Origin of the sequence: Planctomonas deserti (assembly GCF_003067705.1) — a bacterium.
In the GTDB taxonomy this organism is placed as follows: Bacteria; Actinomycetota; Actinomycetes; order Actinomycetales; family Microbacteriaceae; genus Planctomonas; species Planctomonas deserti.
Genome location: NZ_QANL01000002.1, coordinates 637,425 through 656,975, shown reverse-complemented (window position 1 = coordinate 656,975; position 19,551 = coordinate 637,425). Strand labels below are relative to the sequence as shown.

General features: G+C 71.5%; 16 protein-coding genes and 2 riboswitches. Of the genes, 5 read left to right on the top strand and 11 right to left on the bottom strand.

Annotated elements, in window-relative coordinates; translation table 11 throughout:
• Positions 1–18: 18 nt before the first annotated feature.
• From gcvT to DAI20_RS09225, 3 genes are all read right to left on the bottom strand, one after another.
• Entirely contained in the window at positions 19–1,194 is a 1,176-nt protein-coding gene (gene gcvT / locus DAI20_RS09235; RefSeq protein WP_240605995.1) for a glycine cleavage system aminomethyltransferase GcvT, read from the bottom strand.
• 55 nt (positions 1,195–1,249) lie between these two features.
• Positions 1,250–1,350: riboswitch (glycine riboswitch) on the bottom strand.
• Position 1,351: 1 nt separating this feature from the next.
• A riboswitch (glycine riboswitch) is annotated at positions 1,352–1,440 on the bottom strand.
• A 104-nt stretch (positions 1,441–1,544) separates the two neighbouring features.
• Complete coding sequence (locus DAI20_RS09230; RefSeq protein WP_108250259.1) at positions 1,545–2,288, bottom strand: copper resistance CopC family protein; 744 nt, start codon at positions 2,286–2,288, stop codon at positions 1,545–1,547.
• A 148-nt stretch (positions 2,289–2,436) separates the two neighbouring features.
• The gene (locus DAI20_RS09225) at positions 2,437–2,916 is read right to left on the bottom strand and encodes a MarR family winged helix-turn-helix transcriptional regulator (RefSeq protein ID WP_108250258.1); all 480 of its coding nucleotides are present in this window, start codon (positions 2,914–2,916) and stop codon (positions 2,437–2,439) included.
• 311 nt (positions 2,917–3,227) lie between these two features.
• Between DAI20_RS09225 and DAI20_RS09220 the strand changes: the two genes are divergently transcribed.
• On the top strand, positions 3,228–3,419 hold the full coding sequence (locus DAI20_RS09220; protein ID WP_108250257.1) for a hypothetical protein: 192 nt from the start codon (positions 3,228–3,230) through the stop codon (positions 3,417–3,419).
• A gap of 204 nt (positions 3,420–3,623) precedes the next feature.
• Here DAI20_RS09220 and DAI20_RS09215 read toward each other — a convergent pair whose 3' ends face one another.
• Together DAI20_RS09215 and DAI20_RS09210 are read right to left on the bottom strand one after the other, a co-directional pair.
• Positions 3,624–6,155: a glycoside hydrolase family 65 protein gene (locus DAI20_RS09215; protein ID WP_108250256.1), complete on the bottom strand. Its 2,532-nt coding sequence runs from the start codon at positions 6,153–6,155 to the stop codon at positions 3,624–3,626.
• Complete coding sequence (locus DAI20_RS09210; RefSeq protein WP_240605994.1) at positions 6,152–6,916, bottom strand: HAD family hydrolase; 765 nt, start codon at positions 6,914–6,916, stop codon at positions 6,152–6,154. The genes DAI20_RS09215 and DAI20_RS09210 overlap by 4 nt, the downstream gene beginning before the upstream one ends.
• A 230-nt stretch (positions 6,917–7,146) precedes the next feature.
• Here DAI20_RS09210 and DAI20_RS09205 point away from each other — a divergent pair, with 230 nt between their 5' ends.
• On the top strand, positions 7,147–8,145 hold the full coding sequence (locus DAI20_RS09205; protein ID WP_108250254.1) for a LacI family DNA-binding transcriptional regulator: 999 nt from the start codon (positions 7,147–7,149) through the stop codon (positions 8,143–8,145).
• Positions 8,146–8,407: 262 nt separating this feature from the next.
• The gene (locus tag DAI20_RS09200; RefSeq protein WP_108250253.1) at positions 8,408–9,289 is read left to right on the top strand and encodes an SGNH/GDSL hydrolase family protein; all 882 of its coding nucleotides are present in this window, start codon (positions 8,408–8,410) and stop codon (positions 9,287–9,289) included.
• 79 nt (positions 9,290–9,368) lie between these two features.
• Here DAI20_RS09200 and DAI20_RS09195 read toward each other — a convergent pair whose 3' ends face one another.
• Complete coding sequence (locus DAI20_RS09195; RefSeq protein ID WP_240605993.1) at positions 9,369–10,460, bottom strand: S1C family serine protease; 1,092 nt, start codon at positions 10,458–10,460, stop codon at positions 9,369–9,371.
• A gap of 112 nt (positions 10,461–10,572) precedes the next feature.
• On the opposite strand from DAI20_RS09195, the gene DAI20_RS09190 reads away from it, so the two are divergent.
• Together DAI20_RS09190 and DAI20_RS09185 are read left to right on the top strand one after the other, a co-directional pair.
• On the top strand, positions 10,573–11,163 hold the full coding sequence (locus DAI20_RS09190) for a PadR family transcriptional regulator (protein ID WP_108250251.1): 591 nt from the start codon (positions 10,573–10,575) through the stop codon (positions 11,161–11,163).
• Positions 11,160–11,561: a hypothetical protein gene (locus tag DAI20_RS09185; protein WP_306766470.1), complete on the top strand. Its 402-nt coding sequence runs from the start codon at positions 11,160–11,162 to the stop codon at positions 11,559–11,561. Before DAI20_RS09190 ends, DAI20_RS09185 begins: the two co-directional genes overlap by 4 nt.
• 30 nt (positions 11,562–11,591) lie before the next feature.
• Here DAI20_RS09185 and DAI20_RS09180 read toward each other — a convergent pair whose 3' ends face one another.
• The 5 genes from DAI20_RS09180 to yicI form a co-directional block, all read right to left on the bottom strand.
• Positions 11,592–13,592: a beta-galactosidase gene (locus DAI20_RS09180; protein WP_108250249.1), complete on the bottom strand. Its 2,001-nt coding sequence runs from the start codon at positions 13,590–13,592 to the stop codon at positions 11,592–11,594.
• Complete coding sequence (locus DAI20_RS09175) at positions 13,589–14,476, bottom strand: carbohydrate ABC transporter permease (RefSeq protein WP_108250248.1); 888 nt, start codon at positions 14,474–14,476, stop codon at positions 13,589–13,591. Before DAI20_RS09175 ends, DAI20_RS09180 begins: the two co-directional genes overlap by 4 nt.
• Positions 14,473–15,450: a carbohydrate ABC transporter permease gene (locus DAI20_RS09170; protein ID WP_240605992.1), complete on the bottom strand. Its 978-nt coding sequence runs from the start codon at positions 15,448–15,450 to the stop codon at positions 14,473–14,475. The genes DAI20_RS09175 and DAI20_RS09170 overlap by 4 nt, the downstream gene beginning before the upstream one ends.
• Before the next feature lie 130 nt (positions 15,451–15,580).
• Positions 15,581–16,873, bottom strand: a complete 1,293-nt coding sequence (locus DAI20_RS09165; RefSeq protein WP_108250247.1) for an ABC transporter substrate-binding protein — start codon at positions 16,871–16,873, stop codon at positions 15,581–15,583.
• Positions 16,874–16,986: 113 nt separating this feature from the next.
• Entirely contained in the window at positions 16,987–19,332 is a 2,346-nt protein-coding gene (gene yicI, locus DAI20_RS09160) for an alpha-xylosidase (RefSeq protein ID WP_108250246.1), read from the bottom strand.
• Positions 19,333–19,551: the final 219 nt, after the last annotated feature.

Sequence of the window (19,551 nt, the reverse complement as noted above, 5' to 3'; positions counted from 1 at the left end):
AGGAGAGGGATCGCGCGCTCAGACCGCGGCGCGCCTGTAGAAGGGGAGCGTCACGACGGTCGCGGGGATCCGGGTGCCGCGCACGTCGACGAACAGCCGGGTGCCGACCGCGGAGAGCGACGGGTCGACGTAGGCCATAGCGATCGGGTGTCCGAGCGTCGGCGACAGGGCACCGCTCGTGATGATGCCCGCCGGCTCGACCATGCCCTCGAGCGCGTCGAAGACGGCCTCGGCGTCGGCGGTCGCATACACGGGGTAGCCCTCACGGCCCGCGCGTCGTCCCTCGGCGGTGAGACCCACCAGCACGCGGGCCGCGGGGTCCGGGCCGTGCTCGCTCGCCTGACGGCCCACGAAGTCGCCCTCCTTGCCGAGCGCGACGACCCGGCCGAGGCCCGCCTGGGCAGGGAACGTGTCCGGGCCGAGCTCGTGACCGTAGAGCGGCATGCCCGCCTCGAGCCGCAGCGTGTCGCGGGCGGCGAGGCCGGCGGGGATCAGACCGTGGTCCTGGCCCGCAGCGGCGAGCGCGGCCCAGAGCGCCGACGCGTCCGGCGCGTCGACGTACAGCTCGAAGCCGTCCTCGCCGGTGTAGCCGGTGCGCGCGATCAGGACGGTCCCGCCGCCGAAGGTCGCACCCGTCGTGCGGTAGTACCGCACGGACGAGAGCGGATCCGTCGTCTCCAGCCCCTCGGTCGCCTCGAGGATGGCGCGCGACGCCGGGCCCTGCACGGCGATGAGGGCGACCCGGTCGCTGATGTCCTCGACCGTCACCGCCTCGAACGCGGCGGCGCGCTCGGTGAGCGCCTGCACGGCCGCGTCCCGGTTGCCAGCGTTCGCGACCACGAGGAACTCGTGCTCGCCGGTGCGGTAGACGACCAGGTCGTCGATCACGCCGCCCCGCTCGTTGAGCAGCAGGCTGTACTTCGCCTGCAGGAGGGCGATCGCGGAGAGCTTCCCGGCGAGCGCGTAGTCGAGGAAGGCGCCGGCGTCGGGACCGGTGACGCTGACCTCCGCCATGTGGGAGAGATCGAAGAGCCCGGCGGCCGTGCGCACGGCCCGGTGCTCGGCGAGGTCGCTCGAGTAGCGGACCGGCATCTGCCAGCCGGCGAAGTCGGTGAAGGAGGCGCCCGCCGCCACGTGCACGTCGTGCAGGGGCGAGAAGCGGGCGGGGGAAGCGGTGGGGCGGGGATCGGACACGAGTTCTCCCGTCGACGGCGGCGGGCACGCGCGAGGACGCGACCCGGAAAAGAACTCCCCCTCTGTCATCTGCCTGAGAGTTTCGCGCGGCGGCGCCGGAGCGCTGCCGGCTTTCACCGTGGGCGAGGGCCGGTAAGGCCCTTCTTTTCAGAGCGACCAGGTCGATGCGGTACGTGTTACCTGAGAGATTGGCGGGGAGGCTTGCTCCTTCGGTGCCCGGTGTCCGGGCTCTCCCGCATCGCGTTCGTGGTCTCGTATTCGGTTGTGCGCACCATCCTAGCGACACGCGTCGCGCAGCCCGTCGTGATCGCGCCGGCGCCGGGCGGAACGGAGGCCGGCACCTCCGCCGGTCACGCCCCGGGGTCGCCCTCTCCGGGGAACCGGCGGGTGCGGCGGAGCGTGAGCGCGATGATCGCGGCGAGAAGGCCGAGTCCGGCGATGCCGCCGAGCACGATGGCCCACAGCGGAAGCGCGGTGCCGTCGGATGCCGGATCGCCACCGTCCTCGCCCGGCGCGGGGGTCTCCTCCGCAACCGGCGCGTCGGCGGAGGCGTCCGGTGCCGGGGTCTCCACCGCCTCACCTGGCGCGGAGACGCTCGCGGCGGTGCCCGCCCAGTCGTCGCCGCACTGCGGCGCCGTCGTCATCGCGCTCTGCGGTCCGGGCTCGGACGGCTGGTAGGTGAACGTGTAAGAGCCGCTTGTGGGGTGACCGTCACTGGACACGACCTGCCACAGGACCTCGTACGTACCGGCGGGGCCGGAGGCGACCTCAGTGGTCGCCGTCGCTCCGTCCACGGTGACGCAGCCGCTCTCGTAGTGCCGGTCGCCCTCGTCGAGCACCTGGATGGCGAAGCTGTTGGTGTCCCCGCCCAGCGCCAGGAGCTCGTCGGAGAAGCCGAGGGCCACGGTGGTCAGTGCCTCCGTGACCGTGGAGTCTGCGGCCGGGGTGGCGGACGAGAGGGCGTCGTGCGCCGACGCGGGGGCCGTCGAGCCGAGCGCGAGGGGCAGGGCCACCCCGAGCGCGCCCAGCACGCCCAGCGCGCGCCGGACGGACACCCGTCGTGCCATCGATCGATCCGCAGCCGTGTTCGTCATGTGACCCTCCTGCCCCGGCGACCCGTTGCGCCGCGGAGCCAGACTACCCACCGCCGATCGGCCGCCCCTGCACTCCGGCGGACGTCCCCTGCACCTCGGCGGACATCCCCTGCGCTCCGGTGAAGGCCCTCGGTTCCGTCATGGCGGGTCAGTCGCCCGGGAGGAACCGGCCCTCCGGGTCGAGGCGCGTGAGCACGCGCGCCATGATCCGGTCGAGGTCGGCGACGTCCCGCTCGTCGAGGGCGTCCAGGATCCTGGCGCGCACCGTCTCCACGTGGCTCGGGGCGGTCGCGACGACCTTGCGCCAGCCCTCCTCGGTCAGGCTCGCGTTGGTGGCTCTGCGGTCGGCCGGGCACGGCGCGCGCGTCACGTAGCCCCTCGCCTCCAGTCTCGACACCACGTGGGAGAGGCGCGACAGGGTCGCGTTGGTGCGGGAGGCGAGCGCGGTCATGCGCAACGTGCGCTCCGGCGCCTCGGACAGCATGGCGAGCGTGAAGTACTCGAAGTGGGTGAGGTCGGCGTCCCTCTGCAGCTGCGCGTCGAGCACGCCGGGCGCGAGCGAGACGACCGCGATGAGCTTCTTCCAGGCGGCCAGTTGCTCCGCGCTCAGCCAGCGCTCCTCGTCCATGCGGCAAGCATACCGGGATGCTTGAATCGTCAACCAACGGGCCCCGCGACGGTTGTTCGCCAAATGACCACCGTTTGGGGGCCTGACGCGGCTCGGCCCCGGGGATAGTCTCAACTCGAGGGTCCGGCCGGGGGGATGCGGACTCCTCGAAGCTGTGTCGTGGGTCCCCCGAGAAGGAACGGGACAACGAAATGGCGATCACGATCGATAGCTTCCCTCTGCTGGAAGCCGCACCCGCACGTCTCTCCCGCGGCGTTCGTTCGACGCCCCGCGCCACCGCGCCGCGCGCTCTTCCCGCGGCCCCTGAAGGCATGAGCTGGGTGGTCAGCCGCTCCGCGACGACCGGCAAGCCGGGCGCCTACCTCTACACCGAGTACGGCGCCGAGGCCGCGAACCACAACGCCAACTCGCTGTGGTTCCGCGCGGTGGTCGCGCCGCGCATGGTCCGCAGGGCCGCCCGCATCACCGAGTACGTCAAGCGCATGGACGCCGTCCAGGACTAGGACCACCCGTCGCGAGGACGGCACCGCACGCCCGTCCTCGCGACCGCACCACCGCATCGCATCCGCACCACAGCGTCACCAGCACCAGCACGAAGCACGAAGCACGAAGCACGAAGCACGAAGCACTATCGCGCCGCACTCGTTGCACGACCGCACCGCCGCCGCCGGGCATCCCGTGCCGCGGCGGCAGCGCGGCCGGCCCGGCTACGCCCCGATGACGGGGATCGAGTCGGTCACCGCCGGCATCGACGGCCGCATGATGCTCCCGTCCTCGCGGCGGTACCGCGCGTTCGTGTCCTGCGACGGGGCGCCCTCGAGCACGGGGCCCTGATCGTCGAGCCTGACCTCGATGTCCGAGTCCTTCGACACCCGATAGGTCGTGCCGCGGACGCGGAACGAGACGCCGCCCTCACCCTCGATCACCGAGACGCGCATCGACTCTGCCCGCAGGGTCACCAGGATCCTCGTGCCGTGCCAGATGAGCCGGAAGCTGAGCTCCTGCCAGTCCGTCGGCAGACGCGGGTCGAAGGACAGGGTGCCGTCGTAGTCCCGCATGCCGCCGAACCCGTTGACGAGCGCGCTCCACACCCCGCCGGCCGACGCCACGTGCACGCCGTCCGCCGTGTTGTTGTGCAGGTCCGCGAGGTCGATGAACGCGGTGTGCAGGAAGTACTTGAGCGCGAGGTCCCGGTAGCCGATCTCCGCCGCGATGATCGACTGCACGACGTTCGACAACGAGGAGTCGCTCGTGGTCAGCGGGTCGTAGTAGTCGAAGTCCGCAAGCTTCTCCCGGCGGGTGAACTGGTCCCCCTGCAGGAACAGGGCGAGCACGACGTCCGCCTGCTTCAGCACCTGGAAGCGGTAGATCACCAGCGGGTGGAAGTGCAGCATGAGGGGCTTCTGCTCCTCGGGGGTGGCGGCCAGATCCCACACCTCCCGCTCGAGGAAGTGCGAGTCCTGCGGGTGGATCTCCAGCGCCTCCGAGTACGGGATCGCCATGGTCGAGGCGGCCCGCTCCCACTCGTCGAGCTCCTCCCGCTGCAGGTTCAGCCGCGCCACCATGCGGTCGTAGGCGTCGGGCCGCGCGCGCTCGATGGCCCGCACCACCTTGCGGGCGTAGCGCAAATTGAAGCGCGCCATGACGTTCGTGTAGAGGTTGTTGTTGACGACCGTCGTGTACTCGTCCGGGCCCGTGACGCCGTGGATCTCGAAGGTCGAGTCGCCGTTGTCGCGCCAGAAGCCGAGCGTCATCCACATGCGCGCCGTCTCCACGGCGATGTCGACGGCACCCTCGGCGAGGAAGTCGACGTCGCCCGTCGCATCGACGTACTTCGCGAGCGCATACGTGATGTCGGCGTTGATGTGGTACTGCGCCGTGCCTGCGGCATAGAAGGCGGAGGCCTCCTCGCCGTTGATGGTGCGCCAGGGGAACAGGGCGCCCGCCTCGTTGAGCGCGCGGGCGCGCTTGCGGGCCAGCGGGAGCATCGTCGCGCGGCTGCGGAGCGCGTTCCTCGCCCACAGCGGGCTCGTGTACGCGAGGTACGGGACGACGTAGATCTCGGTGTCCCAGAAGTAGTGGCCGCTGTAGCCGCTGCCGGTGAGGCCCTTGGCCGGGATGCCGAGGCCGTCGGCCCGGGCGGCGGCCTGCGCGAGGTGGAAGAGGTTCCACCGCACCGCCTGCTGCACGTCGTCGTGACCCGGGATCTCGACGTCGGAGCGGCGCCAGTAGTCGTCGAGCCACTCCCGCTGCTTCGTGTACTGCACCTCCGCGCCCTCGAGGCGCGTGCGGTCGAGGGTGCGCTGGCACCGGTCGATCAGCTCGCGCGTCGGCGTGCGCCGGGAGCTGTGGTAGCTCACGGTCTTGGTCACCCGCACCGGCACGCCCTGCTTCGCGGCTACGGAGTAGACGGTCTTGGCGATGTCCTCGTCGCAGTAGTAGGCGACGCTGAACTCGTTCCCGGTGTCGATGCTGTGGTCCGCGGCGACCGCCAGGGTCATGCCGGACTCGGCGATCCGGTAGCTGAGCACGCTGCGGCCGTCGTCCTGCCAGTGCTCGTGCGGCTCGAACACCCGCTCCGACACGCGCTGCGCCTTCCGCGGGTCGTTCAGGACCTTGGTGTCGCCACCGCTCCCGGCGTACTCGTCCTCGCCGTCCTGCCGATTGAGGAGCTGGCAGGAGATCGTGATGGGCGCATCCGAGTCGAGCATGGTGACCTCGATCGACATCATCGCGAGGTGCCGCTCGGGGAAGGAGACCATGCGGCTCGAGGTGACGCGCACCCGCTTGCCGGCCGGCGTCAGCCAGAGGATCTCGCGCCGCAGCACGCCGTCGCGGAAGTCGAGCGTGCGCGAGTAGTCGAGCAGGTCGGCCTCGTCGAGCGCGAGCGGCTCGTCGTCGACGTACAGTCGCATGATCTTGCTGTCGGGCGCGTTGACGATCGTCTGGCCCACCTCGGCGAACCCGTAGGCGCTCTCCGGGTGGCGGATCTTCCAGGTCTCGTGCAGGCCGTTCACGAACGTGCCGTGCTCGTGCGCCCGGCGGCCCTCGGCGTTGTTGCCGCGGAGCCCGAGGAAGCCGTTGCCCACCGCGAACAGGGTCTCGGCGACGCTCGTGTCGTCCGGCTCGTAGCGCAGTTCGGTGAGGCGCCAGGGGTCGACCGGGAATCGGTCACGGTCGAGCTCGGGCTGGCGGGGGGATCCGCCGCCGGTCCTCGCGCCGTCGCCCACCGGGCTCATCGCTCGTTCCCCAGGAAGGCCGCGAGGTCGTCGACGACGACGTGGGCGCCGGACTCGAGAAGAGCCGACTCCCCCACGCCGCGGTTCACGCCGACGACGAGACCGAAGCCCCCGGCCCGGCCGGCGGCGACGCCGGAGATGGCGTCCTCGAACACCACGGCCTCGGCGGGATCGACGCCGATGCCGCGCGCACCGCGCACGAACATGTCGCCGGCGGGCTTGCTCGCGAGGTGCTCCTCGGCGGCCAGCACGCCGTCGACGAGCACGGGGAAGTAGTCGAGGAGACCGGCGGCGGTCAGCACCCACCGCGCGTTCGCGGAGCTCGACACGACTCCCATGGGCACGCCCTCCTCGTGCAGCCTGCGCACGAGCGCGAGCGAGCCCGGGTAGGGGGCGATGCCCTGCTCCGTGAGCACGCGCGTGAAAACGTCGTTCTTGCGGTTGCCCACACCGCTCACCGTGTCGGCGCTCGACGGGTCGTCCGGCGAACCCCAGGGCAGGTCGATGCCGCGCGACGCCAGCAGCCCGGCGACCCCCTCGTACCGGGTCTTCCCGTCGAGGTAGCGGTAGTAGTCGTCGTTCGTGTAGGGCAGGTCCACCGCCTTCTCGGCGAACACCTCGGTGAACAACGTCCGCCACGCGAGCATGTGGATGTCGGCCGTCGGCGTGAGCACGCCGTCGAGGTCGAACAGGATCCCGCGATACGACTCGAGCGGGGGCAGGGCGGATGCGCTGGCGGAAGCGTCCAGGGGGAACTCCAAGGATCGAGCGGGCGAGAAAGCGGTGCTGCTTGGATGAGAATACGCGCGCATACATGCTCAAGCCGCACGGCGCCCCCTGGACGGGATCGGGCCTCCCCCGGTGACGGCACGGCAGGGGCAGGATGCGGCACGGCACAGGGCGCGATCTCGCTAGCATCGACGGGTGAAGAACTCGGTCCGACCGGGCGCCGGGCTCCGTGGTTAGGGGCGAGGCCGCCCCGACGCCGCGCATGGCGGACGTCGCCCGCCTCGCCGGCGTCTCGCAGCAGATGGTCTCGCGCGTGGTGAACGGGAAGACGAACGTGACTCCCGAGGTGCGGGAGCGGGTCGAGCGCGCGATCGGGCAGCTGCGCTACCACCCCAACGTCGCCGCGCGAGCCCTTGCGGGAAATCGCGCCATGAACATCGGTGTCGTCGCCCTCGGCGTCCCGCTGTACGCCAACACGGCGATGCTCTACGGCATCACCGAGGAGAACTGGACGCACGGCTACGGCACGAGCGTGATCACCGTCGACAGGGTGAGCGGCCCACGGCTCCGCGAGGCGGTGCAGCACCACCTCGCGGCGGGCGTCGCGGGCATCGTCCTGCTCACCTCGCTCGCGGCCGCCGACGAGGCCATCGGTGACCTCACGCCGACCGTCCCCGTGGTCCTGTTCGGTCCGGGAGGGGACGACAGGGCGGGCGTCATCTCGCTCGACGACGCCACGGGCGCCGCGCTCGCCACCCGTCACCTCCTCGAACTCGGCCACGAAACCGTCTGGTACATCGCCGGGCGATCCGACTGGACGGCCGACGGCGGGCGCCGCGAGGGCTGGGAGAACGAGCTGAGGCGGGCCGGGCGGACCGTGCCGCCGGTGCTCCCCAGCGACTGGACGGCCGCCTCCGGCTACGCGGCCGGCGAGCGGATCGCCGCGGATCCCGCGATCACGGCCGTGTTCGCCTCGAACGACGACGTCGCGCTTGGCGCCTGCAAAGCGCTCGCCGACCGCGGCGTGCGCGTGCCCGAGGACGTGAGCATCGTGGGCTTCAATGACGTGCCGTTCGCCGAGTACTTCCGGCCCGGGCTGACCACCGTGCGGCTCGACTTCTTCGAGGTCGGCCGGGCCTGCGCCCGCGAGGTCGTCGCCAACATCGCCGGCGACCGTCGGGCCGACCCCGCGCTCCCGCCGCACACGCTCGTCGTTCGGGCCAGCACGGCACCCCCGGCCGCGCGCCGTTCCGCGTCCTGACCCGGCCCGCGACGGGCTCGCGACCGCCTCGGGGCTCCCGCCGAGCGTCCCCTCCGGTCCTCGATCGCGCCTAGGATGTTAGCGCACTATCGCCCGTTCCCAGACGTCACCAGCCGAGCTTCGGAGAAGCCTCCCGCCATGTCGTACCCATCGTGGAACTCCAGTCCCGGCCGAGCGCCTAGCGGTGGCGGCACCCTCCCGCGCGGGCGCCTGCTCCGGGCGCCCGGTCGGCCCTGCCGCCCTCGGTCAGATGAGCGCTAACATGGCGCTGGTCGACCCGGCCGACGGCTACCGGCCGGGCGACCTGGCGGCGTCCCTGTGGCGTGCGACGCTGTCCCCCCTCATGCGGCTCTGGTACCGCCGAGGCCTCGCGGCGAACGACTTCCTCCCCCGCCCGGAGGACACCTCGGCGCACGCGTGCGGCCCGCGACCGGCCCGGATCCTGATCCTCGGCGGCGCCGGGCCCGTCATCGGCTGGGGTGTGCGCCGCCAGGACCTCGCTCTTCCGGGTCAGCTCGCCCGGTTCCTTGCGGCCGCCACGGGCAGGGGCATCGACGTGACCGTCGTTGCCGACCGGGAGCTCGCCCTCGAGAACGCGCTGACGGCGCTCGCGGACCGGGACCTGCGGGTCGACGCCGTGATCGTCGTGACGGGAGCACGCGAGGCGGTCACGCTTCGCGCTCCGCGCGCCTGGCGACGCGACGTCCGCGCGCTTCTCCGCGGGCTGAAGGCCGCCTGCCCGCCCTCGACGCGGTTCCTCCTGGCAGGCACGCAGCCGATCCGGTCGATCGTCGCGTTCCGCTCGGCCGGCCTCGGCGGCATCGCGGAACGCCATGGGCATCGGCTCAACGAGGGGATGCGCGAGGTCTGCGAGCGGGAGCCGCGGGCCGTGTACACCCCGATGCCCGCGCCGACGGACTCCGCCAACGGGCGGTACCGCTCTCCCGCGGGCTTCCGTCAGTGGGCCGAGGTGCTCGGCCCCCACCTCGCCGAGCACATCGCGGCGGGCACGGGCACCGGAGCCACGAGCCGAAGGTGGCCCGGCGGGGAGCCGGACGTCGAGCCGCGATGCGAGAGCATCCGCTGCCCGGGACGAGCCGCCGACTGGGAGGGGGACCACGTACCCGCAGGCAGGCCCGACTAGGCCTAGGCCAGGCCCGACGAGCAGAGTGCCGCCCGGGCCGGAACCCCGGCCCGGGCGGTTCCCCTCTGGGGCGCGCCGACTAGGCCGAGGGCCGGTCGGTCAGGGTGACGTCGAAGCTCTCCTCGTCGCCTCCACGGCGCACGTCGACGGTGACCCTGTCGCCCGGGTCCTGCTGCCGCAGGGCGGCGAGCAGGTCCTCGGGCGAGCCGATCTCGTTCCCCTCGATGGCGGTCACGACGTCGCCCGGGCGGATTCCGGCGGCCGCGGCCGGCCCGCCGTTCGACACGGAGAGCACGATCGCGCCCGTGGTGTCCGTCAGGCCGAGCTGCTCGGCGATCTGCGGCGTGATGGCGCCAGGCACGAGTCCCATGAACGCGTGGTCGGCGGTGCCGTCCTCGATGAGCTCCTCGGCGACCTCGGTCGCCGTGGGGGACGGAATGGCGAAACCGAGCGCGACCGCCCCCGCCGACGGCGGGATGTACGCCTCGCTGATCCCGATGATCTGGCCCCGGCCGTTGACCACCGCTCCCCCGGAGTTGCCGGGGCTGATGGCGGCGTCGGTCTGGATGAGGTCGACGAGGGACTGGCTGCTCGACGCGGAGCCGGGGATCTCGCGATGCAGGCCGGACACGATGCCGGACGTGGCGGTGTTCTCGAAACCGAGCGGGGACCCGATGACGACGGCGAGCTCGCCGATCACCGGCAGGCTCGAGGCGAACTCGGCGGCCGGGAGGTCCTCCCGATCGGCCTGGACGAGCGCGAGGTCGGTGATCGGGTCGGTGGCCGTGACCGTGCCGTCCACCCGCTGGCCGTCAGCGAACGCCACCTCGACCCGCGTGTTGCCGCGCACGACATGCTCGTTCGTGAGGATGAGGCCGTCCTCGTGATAGACGACACCGCTGCCGAGGCCGCCCTCGGTGAAGATCGTCACGACCGACGGCTGCACGGACCGCACGATGTCCGGGATGCTCATCGCCTCGTCCTCTCCGGCGGAGGTGCCCTCCGGCGACGGGGCCGGCGACGGCGCCGCGGACTCGGTCTGGGTGGGCGCGGGGAGGCCGACGCAACCGGCGAGCGCGAGGGTCGCGAACGCCGTGGCGATCACGGCTCCCACACCGCCTCGCGGGCGGCGACGACGGGTCCGGACGGGTTCCTCAACGCGAGTGCTCACGCAAAAATCCTCCCCCCGCCGCGGACTCCTGCATAGGGAGCTCCGAACCGGGCGTTGACCATTGCCCTTATATCTAGTAGATATAAGGGCACGACGACGAACGGCGGCAGACATGAGCAGATCCGATCAGACCCGGACGGCCGTTCTCGGCGCCCTGAGCATCCAGCCGATGTCCGGCTACGCGTTGCGCGAGGAGATCGTGTCGACGCTCGGGCACTTCTGGAGCGAGAGCTTCGGCCAGATCTACCCCGCGCTCGCCCGGCTGGAGGGCGAGGGACTGGTCGAGCGGCGGGACGCCGGCTCCCGCTCCTCGACGTTCGCCATCACGCGGGTGGGAACCGAACAGCTGCGAACGCTGCTGGCGGAGCCACCGCAGATCGCCAAGCCGAGGAACGGGGTGCTGCTGCGGCTGTTCTTCGGCCGCCAGCTCGGGCCGGACCGATGCCGGGAGCTGGTGCGGGAGCGCCGCGAGTCCGCCCTGCGGCAGCTCGCCGAGCTCGCCCGGGCGCGAGCGGAGGTGGAGGCGGACGCGTCGCTCGCGGACCAGGCCCCCTACATCCTGCTCACCGTGTCCGCGGGCGAGCACAGCGCCCGCGCGACGGTCGCCTGGGCCGACGAGGCGACCGCAGCCCTCGACGGGCTCGCCACCCGCGCGACGCCGGCTCGTGCGGGCGCGGGCGTCGCGGACGGCGGCGCGGAATGATGCCGGTCGACGGCGGCGTCGCGCAGGCCGCGGCCCTCGCCTTCTGCGCCCTCCTGGCCGCACTGGCCGCGTTCCAGGCGGCTTTGATCGCGGGGGCGCCGCTCGGTCACCTCGCCTGGGGCGGCCGCGACCGGGTGCTCCCCCGCGGCAAGCGCATCGGCAGCCTCGTGTCGATCGCGCTCTACCTGGTGTTCGCGCTGATCGTCCTGAGTCGCGCCGACCTCGTGGCCGTGGTTCCCGGCGCGGTAGCGGCCGTCGCCGCGTGGGTGCTCGTGGCGTACTTCGTGCTCGGCGTCGCGCTCAACGCCGCGTCGAGGTCGCGTCCGGAGCGGTGGACGATGGTCCCGCTGTCGCTCGCGCTCGCGGTGCTCACCCTGCTCGTGGCGCTCGGCGGCTGACGGTCCCCGTGGGTCGCCGGCCGCCCGACCTCACCGCTCGCGCAGCACCGCGTATCCCCCGGCGTCGAGGTCGAGGCCGTCCTCCACGTCGCGGCCGGTGAGCAGCTCGCGGCCCGAACCCGGGACATGCACGCGGGCCGGCCCGTGATTCAGCAGGAACAGGAACGACCGGTCGTCCCCCACGCGGCGCACGGCCTCGACGCCGCTCGGGACCTCGGCCGACGGCGAGACTCCCGCATCGGCGAGGAGCCCGGACAGCAGATCGGCGAGCGCGACGCGGTCCAGCTCGGTGGACACGTACCAGGCCGATCCCCCGCCCTCCAGGGCCCGCCGGGTGACCGCCGGGGATCTGGCGAGGTCACCGTCGGCGTACCGCGCCACGATCTCCGCCTCGTCCGCGTGCACGAGCTCGCTCCAGCGGCCGGCCCGCCACCCGTTGTCGAGCGCGAGCCCGCCATCGTCGAGCAGGGGGAAGAACTCCTCGGACAGGATGCCGAGCAGATGCCGGAAGGCGCCGGGGTAGCCGCCCGCACGGACCCGGTTCGTGGCGTCCACGATGCCGGACAGGAAGGTCACCAGCACGTGGCCACCACCCTCGGCGAACGCGCGCACGGACCGCGCTGTGTCATCCGAGGCCAGGAACAGGCCGGGCACGACGACGACGCGGTACCGGGAGAGGTCGGCCCAGGGCGGAACGACGTCGGCGAGGACGTTCGCGTCGAAGAGGGCCCGGTGCACGTCACGGGCGGCCTTCCACACCGGCTCGTCGTTCACCGGCTTCGGCCCCGCCTTCCACGCCCAGTGGGATTCGTCGTCCATGAGGATCGCGACGCTCGCGGGCTCGACGAGCGTGCCCGCGACGTCGCCGAGCGCGTCGAGGTGACGGCCGAGCTCGCAGACGTCGGCCCAGATCTTCGACCGGGTGCCCGCGTGCGGCACCATCGCGGAGTGGAACTGCTCCGCGCCCGCCGTCGACGCGCGCCACTGGAAGAACAGCGCACCGTCCGACCCACGAGCCACGTGTCCGAGGCTGTTGCGGACGAGCTCGCCGGGCAGCTTCGCGCGGTTGCGCTGCTGCCAGTTGACGGCGCTCGTGGAGTGCTCCATGAGCAGCCACGGCGCGTCGGGGCGCATGCCGCGCATCCGGTCCGCGCTCATGGCGAGCTCCTGCTCGCGCGCGTCGTCCCTGCCGATCGTGTAGTGGTCGTTCGCGAGCACGTCCATCCGCGGCGCCCAGCGGGCGTAGTCGACGACGCTCGGGTTGCTGCTCACCATGAAGTTGGTCGTGATGGGCAGGTCCGGCGTGATGCTGCGCAGGACAGCGGCCTCGGCCTCGAAGTGCTCGAGCAGGGCGGCGGACGCGAAGCGCTCGAAGTCGAGCTTCAGGGCGGGGTTCGGCACGGTCTCGCTGTCGCGCGGCGGCAGCACCTGGGCGAAGTCGACGTAGCGGTGGCCCCAGAAGGCCGTGCCCCACGCCTGGTTGAGCGCGTCGACGGTGCCGTACTTCTCGGTCAGCCAGCGCCGGAAGTGGGCGGCGGACTCGTCGCAGTAGCAGAGCCGGTTGCCGCCGCCCAGCTCGTTGCTGACGTGCCACATTTTCAGGGCGGGGTGCGCGGCGTAGCGCCTCGCAAGCACCTCGACGATGCGCAGCGCCTGCTCGCGCCAGATCGGGGTGCTCGCGCACCAGCCGAGGCGGCCGCCCTGCCAGTACCGCATCCCCTCGCGGGTCACGGGCAGGATCTCCGGGTGCTTCTGGTGCAGCCAGATGGGCGGCGCGGCCGTGGGGGTCGCGAGGTCCACCGCGATGCCCGCCGCGTGCAGCAGGTCGAAGACCGTGTCGAGCCACTCGAACTCGAAGCGGCCCTCCTCGGGCTCGTAGTTGCCCCAGGAGAACACGCCGAGCGTGACGATGTTCACGCGCGCCTCCGTCATGAGGCGGATGTCCTCCTCCCACGTCTCCGGGGACCACTGGTCGGGGTTGTAGTCCCCGCCGTAGCTGAGTCCGGTCGTGGGCCAGGTGGTGCGGGTCATCCCTTGAGTCCTCCGGAGATCAGGTCGAGACGCCAGAAGCGCTGCAGGAACAGCACGAGGCAGATGAGCGGAATGATCGACACCGCCGCGCCGATGATCGCGAGCGAGTACAGCGCGGGTGCGCCGGAACCCTTGGCCAGGAGGGTGTACAGGCCCACCGTGAGGGGGTAGTCGCCCTGGTTCGACAGCATGACGAACGGGAGCAGGAAGTTGTTCCAGATGCCGACGAACTGCAGCAGGAACACCGTCACCATGCCGGGCAGCATGATCGGCAGCACGATCAGGCGGAAGATGCGCCACTCGGACGCGCCGTCGATGCGGCCGGCCTCCAGGATCTCCTGCGGGATCGCCGACGCGGCGAAGACGCGGGAGAGGTAGATGCCGAAAGGGCTGATGATGCTCGGCAGCAGCACGGACAGCGGTCCGCCGGCCAGCCCGAACTGGGACAGCAGGAGGTACTGGGGCACGGCGAGCGTGATGCCCGGGATCAGGACCCCGGCGAGGATCGAGTAGAAGATGAGGTCGCGGCCGCGGAAGTCGAACTTCGCGAGGGCGTACCCGGCGGCGGCCGACACGAGGGTCGAGATCACGCCGCCGACCCCGGCGTAGAGCACGGAGTTGGCCGCCCACATGCCGAACTGCCCGCCGCCGTACGAGAACAGGTCGGCGAGGTTGGAGAACAAGCCGGTGCCGGGGGCGAACGAGAACGTCGTGAAGAGCTCGCCCCTCGACTTGGTGGAGGCGATGAACACCCAGATCACCGGGATCAGGCAGTAGATCGCGCCGATCACCAGGATCACGGTCGGGAGGATGGCTCCCCACGCGCGCGGCTTCGCTGCTCGCCGCTCCGCGGACAGCGGCACGCGGACGCTCGTTGCGGTCATGAGCGGGCTCCGAATCTCTTGCGGTTGACGATGCCGAGGATGAGCAGCGACAGGGCCACCGTGCCGAGCGCGAGGATCGTCGATGACGCCGCGGCGGCGGGCAGGTTGTCGGTCAGGAAGGCGTCGCGGTAGATGGTCATGAGCGGCGCCCAGGTCTGGCTGATGTCGTTGGTCATGGGCTTCAGCGTCATGGGCTCGCCGTACAGCTGCAGGGTGCCGATGAGGGCGAACACGGTGGTGAGAAGGATGGCGGGCCCGACGAGCGGCACCTTGACGCGCAGCGCGATCTGCAGCTCGTTCGCGCCGTCGAGGCGGGCGGCCTCGTACAGCTCGTCCGGGATGCCGCGCAGCGACGTGTAGATGATGATCATGTTGAAGCCGACGCCGCCCCAGATGGCGATGTTGGCGAGCGAGCCGAACAGCCCGGATCCGGTGAGGAACGGGATCGGGCCCCAGCCGGCCTGCTCGGTGAGGTAGGAGAACGGGCTCGTGCTCGGCAGGTACATGAAGCCCCACATGAGCGCGGCCACGACGCCCGGCACGGCGTACGGGATGAAGATGGCGGTGCGGGAGAACCGCTTGGCGCGCACGGCCGGCACGTCGAGCAGCAGCGCGAAGAGCAACGCGAGCCCGAGGGTCAGGGGCACGGCGATGAGGCCGTAGATCGCGAGGCGGCCGAAGCTGGCGAGGAGCTCGGGGTCCGAGAGCACGCCGATGTAGTTCTCGAGCCCGACGAACACCTCGACCCGGCGCCCGAACGTGCCGCCGGCCTGCAGGCGGTAGGCGCGGAGGCTGAGCCAGATGGCGTACAGCACGGGGATGAGCATGAACACGACGTAGAGGACGACGGCGGGGCCGGCGAACAGGTACGGCGCGAGCCGCACCCGGGAACGCCGCCCGGTCGCCGGGCGCCCGCCGCGGCGCGGAGCGCTCGCGACCGACGCCTCGAGGGGCGCGAGATCACTTGTTGTCACGGGGAACGCTTCTTTCCTGTCCGTGTGGGATGCCGATGTCCCGGCTGGAGGGGGTGACGCGGCCCGGTCCGGGAGGCCGGGCCGCGTCCGTCGGGGTTCCGACCCGGTGCGGGTCGGGATCCGACGCTGATCAGTCGTTCGCGACCTCGTAGCCCGACTTCTTCATGTCGTCCACGACCGCCTTCTGCGTGGCCGCGAAGGCGTCGCGCCACGGCGTGCCGTCGGCGATGGCCTTGTTCAGCTGGTCCTCGAAGACGCTCTTCGCGAGGTTGACGTTCGGTCCCCAGGTGACCGGGATCGTCTCGGAGGAGATGTCGGCGGCCGTCTGGTAGAAGTCCGTCTGCTGCGGCATGAGCGCGGGCGGCTCGCTCTCGGCGGCCATCTCCTGGCCGACCGACGACGCCGGGTAGACCTGGCGCGAGTCGAGCAGGAGCTTGTTGCCCTGCTCGCTGGCGTTGAACCACTTGGCGAACTCGGCGGCCTCCTCCGGGTGCTCACTGCCTTTGGTCACGATCATCCCGGAGCCGCCCTGGTAGGCGACCTTGGTGTCGCCGGGGGTCCACTGCGGCAGCGGCGACATGGCCCACTTGCCCGCGGTGTCCGGTGCGACGCCGTAGAAGACGCCGCCCGCCCAGATGCCGGCGGGCCAGGAGAGCATGGTGCCCTCGTTGAGCTTCGCGTTGTACTCGGGGGTGAGCAGCGGCTCGGTGGAGATCGCACCGTCGCGCACGAGGCCCTCGAAGAAGTCGGCGACCTCGAGCGACGCCTCGTCGGCGATGCCGACGGTCCAGACGCCGTCCTCGATCGACCACCACTGGGATCCGGCCTGGGCCGCGACGCCGGCGTAGAAGCCGAGCTCGCTCGCGGGCAGCGAGGTGAGGACGCTGTTCGGGTCCTTCTCCTTGACCGCGCGGGCCGCGGCGCCGAACTCCTCCCAGGTGGTGGGCACGGGGATGCCGAGCTCGGCGAGCCGGTCCTCGCGATAGGTCAGCGCCATGGGCCCGACGTCCTGCGGGATGCCGTAGACGGCGCCGTCGAACCGGGTCTGGTCCCAGGTGCCCGACGTGAACGCGTCCTCGATGTCACCGACGTAGTCGGTGATGTCGAGGGGCACGTCCGCGACGATCATGGCGGGGAGCGTGGTGAACTCGACCAGGGCGAGGTCCGGCGCGTTGCCCGCGCGGCTGGCGGTCAGCAGCTTGGCGGAGGACTCGTCGCCGCCGCCCGCGTCGGTGTGCTTGACCTGGATGTCGGGGTTGGCGTCGTTCCACTCCTTGATGACGTCCTCGTAGCCGACGCCCCAGCCCCAGAAGTCGAGGGTGACGGGACCGTCGGAGCCGGAGCCCGACGAGGACGAGCAGGCGGTGAGGCCCGCCCCGATAAGCACGAGGGTGGCCCCCGTGGCGAGCAACCGTGAACGCATGGATATCTCCTTTGATGTGGGCGGTGCAGTGTGTGCGGTGCAGATGGCGATGTGGTGGCGGTGGTGGGTTCGGTCGGTGGTGGGGTGGCGGGAAAGGCGGGTCAGGCCGGGGATCAGGCCGGGGCGTCGTGCTGGAGCACGACCCGGCCGTCGGTCGCGGCGACCGGCTCGCGGCCGGCGAGTCGGGCGGTGAAGGTGGTAGCCGCACCGGACGCCGTGACGGTGACGGTTCCGGCCCCCCGGGTCACCCGGAAGGCCGCCGCGGCGCCCGTCTCCGGGCTGGTCACGGTGGTCTCCGTCTCCCCGTCGGCGCCGGGGAAGATCGTGAGGGCGAGGCCGTCGAGGTAGTCGTAGTCGGGCCGGTCGGATCGGGCTCCGGTCGCGAGCACGGCCCCCTCGCGCACCCAGAGCGGCAGGCTGAGGAAGTCGTGCCGCTCGCGGCGCCAGCCGGGTCCGACGGCGGTCTCGCCGGTGAGGTGATTGGTCCAGGTGCCGGCGGGCAGGTAGTACTCGACGTCACCCGCCGCGCTGAAGACGGGCGCGACGAGCAGGCTGTCGCCGATCATGTACTGGCGGTCGAGGTGGCTCACGGCCGGGTCGTCCGGGAAGACGACCTGCATGGGCCGCATGAACGGGCGCCCGGTCTCGTGCGCCTCGAGCCCGACGGCGTACAGGTGGGGCATCAGCTCGAGCTTGAGGCGCGTGAAGCGCCTCGTGACGTCCACCGCCTCCTCGTCGAACGCCCACGGAACGCGGTAGCTCGTGGAGCCGTGCAGGCGGGAGTGGCTGGAGAGCAGGCCGAACGCGAGCCAGCGCTTGAACACGGCGGGGTCGGGCGTGCCCTCGAAGCCGCCGATGTCGTGGCTCCAGAAGCCGAAGCCGCTGAACGACAGGGACAGGCCGCCGCGGAGGCTCTCGGCCATCGACTCGAAGCTCGACGAGTTGTCGCCGCCCCAGTGCACGGGCATCTTCTGGCCACCGGTCGTGGCGGAGCGGGCGAACAGCACCGCCTCGCCCTCGCCGCGGTACTCCTCGAGCACGTCGAAGACGGCCTGGTTGTACAGCTGCGTGTACCAGTTGTGCATGGCGTCCGGGGAGGACCCGTCGTGCCAGACGACGTCGGTGGGGATCCGCTCGCCGAAGTCGGTCTTGAGCGCGTCCACGCCGAGGTCGAGCAGGGTGCGGATCTTGTCCTGGAACCAGCGGACCGCATCCGGGTTGGTGAAGTCGACGAGCGCCATGCCCGCCTGCCACATGTCCCACTGCCAGACGTCGCCCGAGCGGGTGCGGACGAGGTAGCCCGCGTCGCGCGCCTCGGCGAACAGCTTCGAGCGCTGCGCGATGTACGGGTTCAGCCAGGCGCTGACGCGCAGGTCCTTCCCGTGCAGGCGGGCGAGCATGCCCGCGGGGTCGGGGAAGACCCGGGCGTCCCACTCGAAGTCGGTCCAGTGGAACTCGCGCATCCAGAAGCAGTCGAAGTGGAACACCGAGAGCGGCAGCTCGCGCTCGCGCATGCCGTTGATGAAGCTGTTCACGGTCTGCTCGTCGTAGTCCGTGGTGAACGAGGTCGACACCCACAGGCCGTAGGACCAGGCGGGCACCCGGGCGGGCCGGCCGGTGAGCTCCGTGTAGCGCTCGAGCACCTCGGCGGGGGTGGGGCCGAGGATCACGAAGTACTCGAGCACCTCGCCCGCGACCGAGAACTGCACGCGCTCGACGGTCTCGGAGCCGACCTCGAAGGACACGTGCTCGGGGTGGTTCACCAGCACCCCGTAGCCGCGGTTGGTCAGGTAGAACGGGATGTTCTTGTAGGACTGCTCGCTCGACGTGCCGCCGTCGGCGTTCCAGATGTCGATGGTCTGGCCGTTCTTCACGAGCGGGCCGAAGCGCTCCCCCAGCCCGTACACGAGCTCGCCGACGCCGAGGCTCAACTGCGCGTGCAGGTACTCCGAGCGGGGGGCGAGGCCGGTCTCCGTGACACCGGTCGAGCCCACGGGCTCGGCCGCCACCGGCGCGCCGGCGTCGAGGCCGATGTAGCCGATGGACTTGTGTCCGCTCGAGGTCAGCACGCCGCCCTCGGACTCGAACACGAGATCCCAGGGCGCGCCCTCGCGGATGCGGGCCGTGAGCGGGCCGGAGGTCAGGGCGGCGCCGAGCTCGTCCCGAGCAGCCGAGCCGACACCGGTCTTCGCGCCGACCAGGTCGAAGCCCTGGTGCGGCCTCCCGCCGGAGTGGTGCTCGATGCGCACGCGGATGACACCCTCGAGGGGCGCGGACAGCGACACGGACAGGACGGGACGGTTAAGGGTGTCCCCGCGGCGCTCGATCACTTTGGTCGGCGCGTACGCCGTGACGGTGTCCCCCTCGGCCGACGGCGTCACGTCCAGGTCGTAGGCCTCCTGCGCGTACAGCGCGGAGACGCCCGGGCGCGTCTGCCAGAAACCGTCGGTGAACTTCATACTGCCGCTCCTGCTTTCGTTCGCATCGTTGCGACACCGGTCAGAGAGGCGACGGCGTCCTGTTGTCGAAGCGTTTCGATTCGTGGGCCGAAGAGTCCGTCGAAGCGTTTCGATTGCAGGCACGACTATAGGCGGGCCGTGCCGGGTTGCGCAAGACGCGACGCTATGGATTCGCGCGAGAGCCGCGAGCGGCCCGCGCGGCGCTCAGGGGGCTGCCGG

What these genes read in the sequence shown, in the direction of transcription:
- DAI20_RS09230 (WP_108250259.1), bottom strand. Translation starts at nt 2,288, where the DNA reads ATGACGAACACGGCTGCGGATCGATCGATGGCACGACGGGTGTCCGTC.
- DAI20_RS09225 (WP_108250258.1), bottom strand. Translation starts at nt 2,916, where the DNA reads ATGGACGAGGAGCGCTGGCTGAGCGCGGAGCAACTGGCCGCCTGGAAG.
- DAI20_RS09220 (WP_108250257.1), top strand. Translation starts at nt 3,228, where the DNA reads ATGAGCTGGGTGGTCAGCCGCTCCGCGACGACCGGCAAGCCGGGCGCC.
- DAI20_RS09215 (WP_108250256.1), bottom strand. Translation starts at nt 6,155, where the DNA reads ATGAGCCCGGTGGGCGACGGCGCGAGGACCGGCGGCGGATCCCCCCGC.
- DAI20_RS09205 (WP_108250254.1), top strand. Translation starts at nt 7,147, where the DNA reads ATGGCGGACGTCGCCCGCCTCGCCGGCGTCTCGCAGCAGATGGTCTCG.
- DAI20_RS09200 (WP_108250253.1), top strand. Translation starts at nt 8,408, where the DNA reads ATGGCGCTGGTCGACCCGGCCGACGGCTACCGGCCGGGCGACCTGGCG.
- DAI20_RS09190 (WP_108250251.1), top strand. Translation starts at nt 10,573, where the DNA reads ATGAGCAGATCCGATCAGACCCGGACGGCCGTTCTCGGCGCCCTGAGC.
- DAI20_RS09185 (WP_306766470.1), top strand. Translation starts at nt 11,160, where the DNA reads ATGATGCCGGTCGACGGCGGCGTCGCGCAGGCCGCGGCCCTCGCCTTC.
- DAI20_RS09180 (WP_108250249.1), bottom strand. Translation starts at nt 13,592, where the DNA reads ATGACCCGCACCACCTGGCCCACGACCGGACTCAGCTACGGCGGGGAC.
- DAI20_RS09175 (WP_108250248.1), bottom strand. Translation starts at nt 14,476, where the DNA reads ATGACCGCAACGAGCGTCCGCGTGCCGCTGTCCGCGGAGCGGCGAGCA.
- DAI20_RS09165 (WP_108250247.1), bottom strand. Translation starts at nt 16,873, where the DNA reads ATGCGTTCACGGTTGCTCGCCACGGGGGCCACCCTCGTGCTTATCGGG.
- yicI (WP_108250246.1), bottom strand. Translation starts at nt 19,332, where the DNA reads ATGAAGTTCACCGACGGTTTCTGGCAGACGCGCCCGGGCGTCTCCGCG.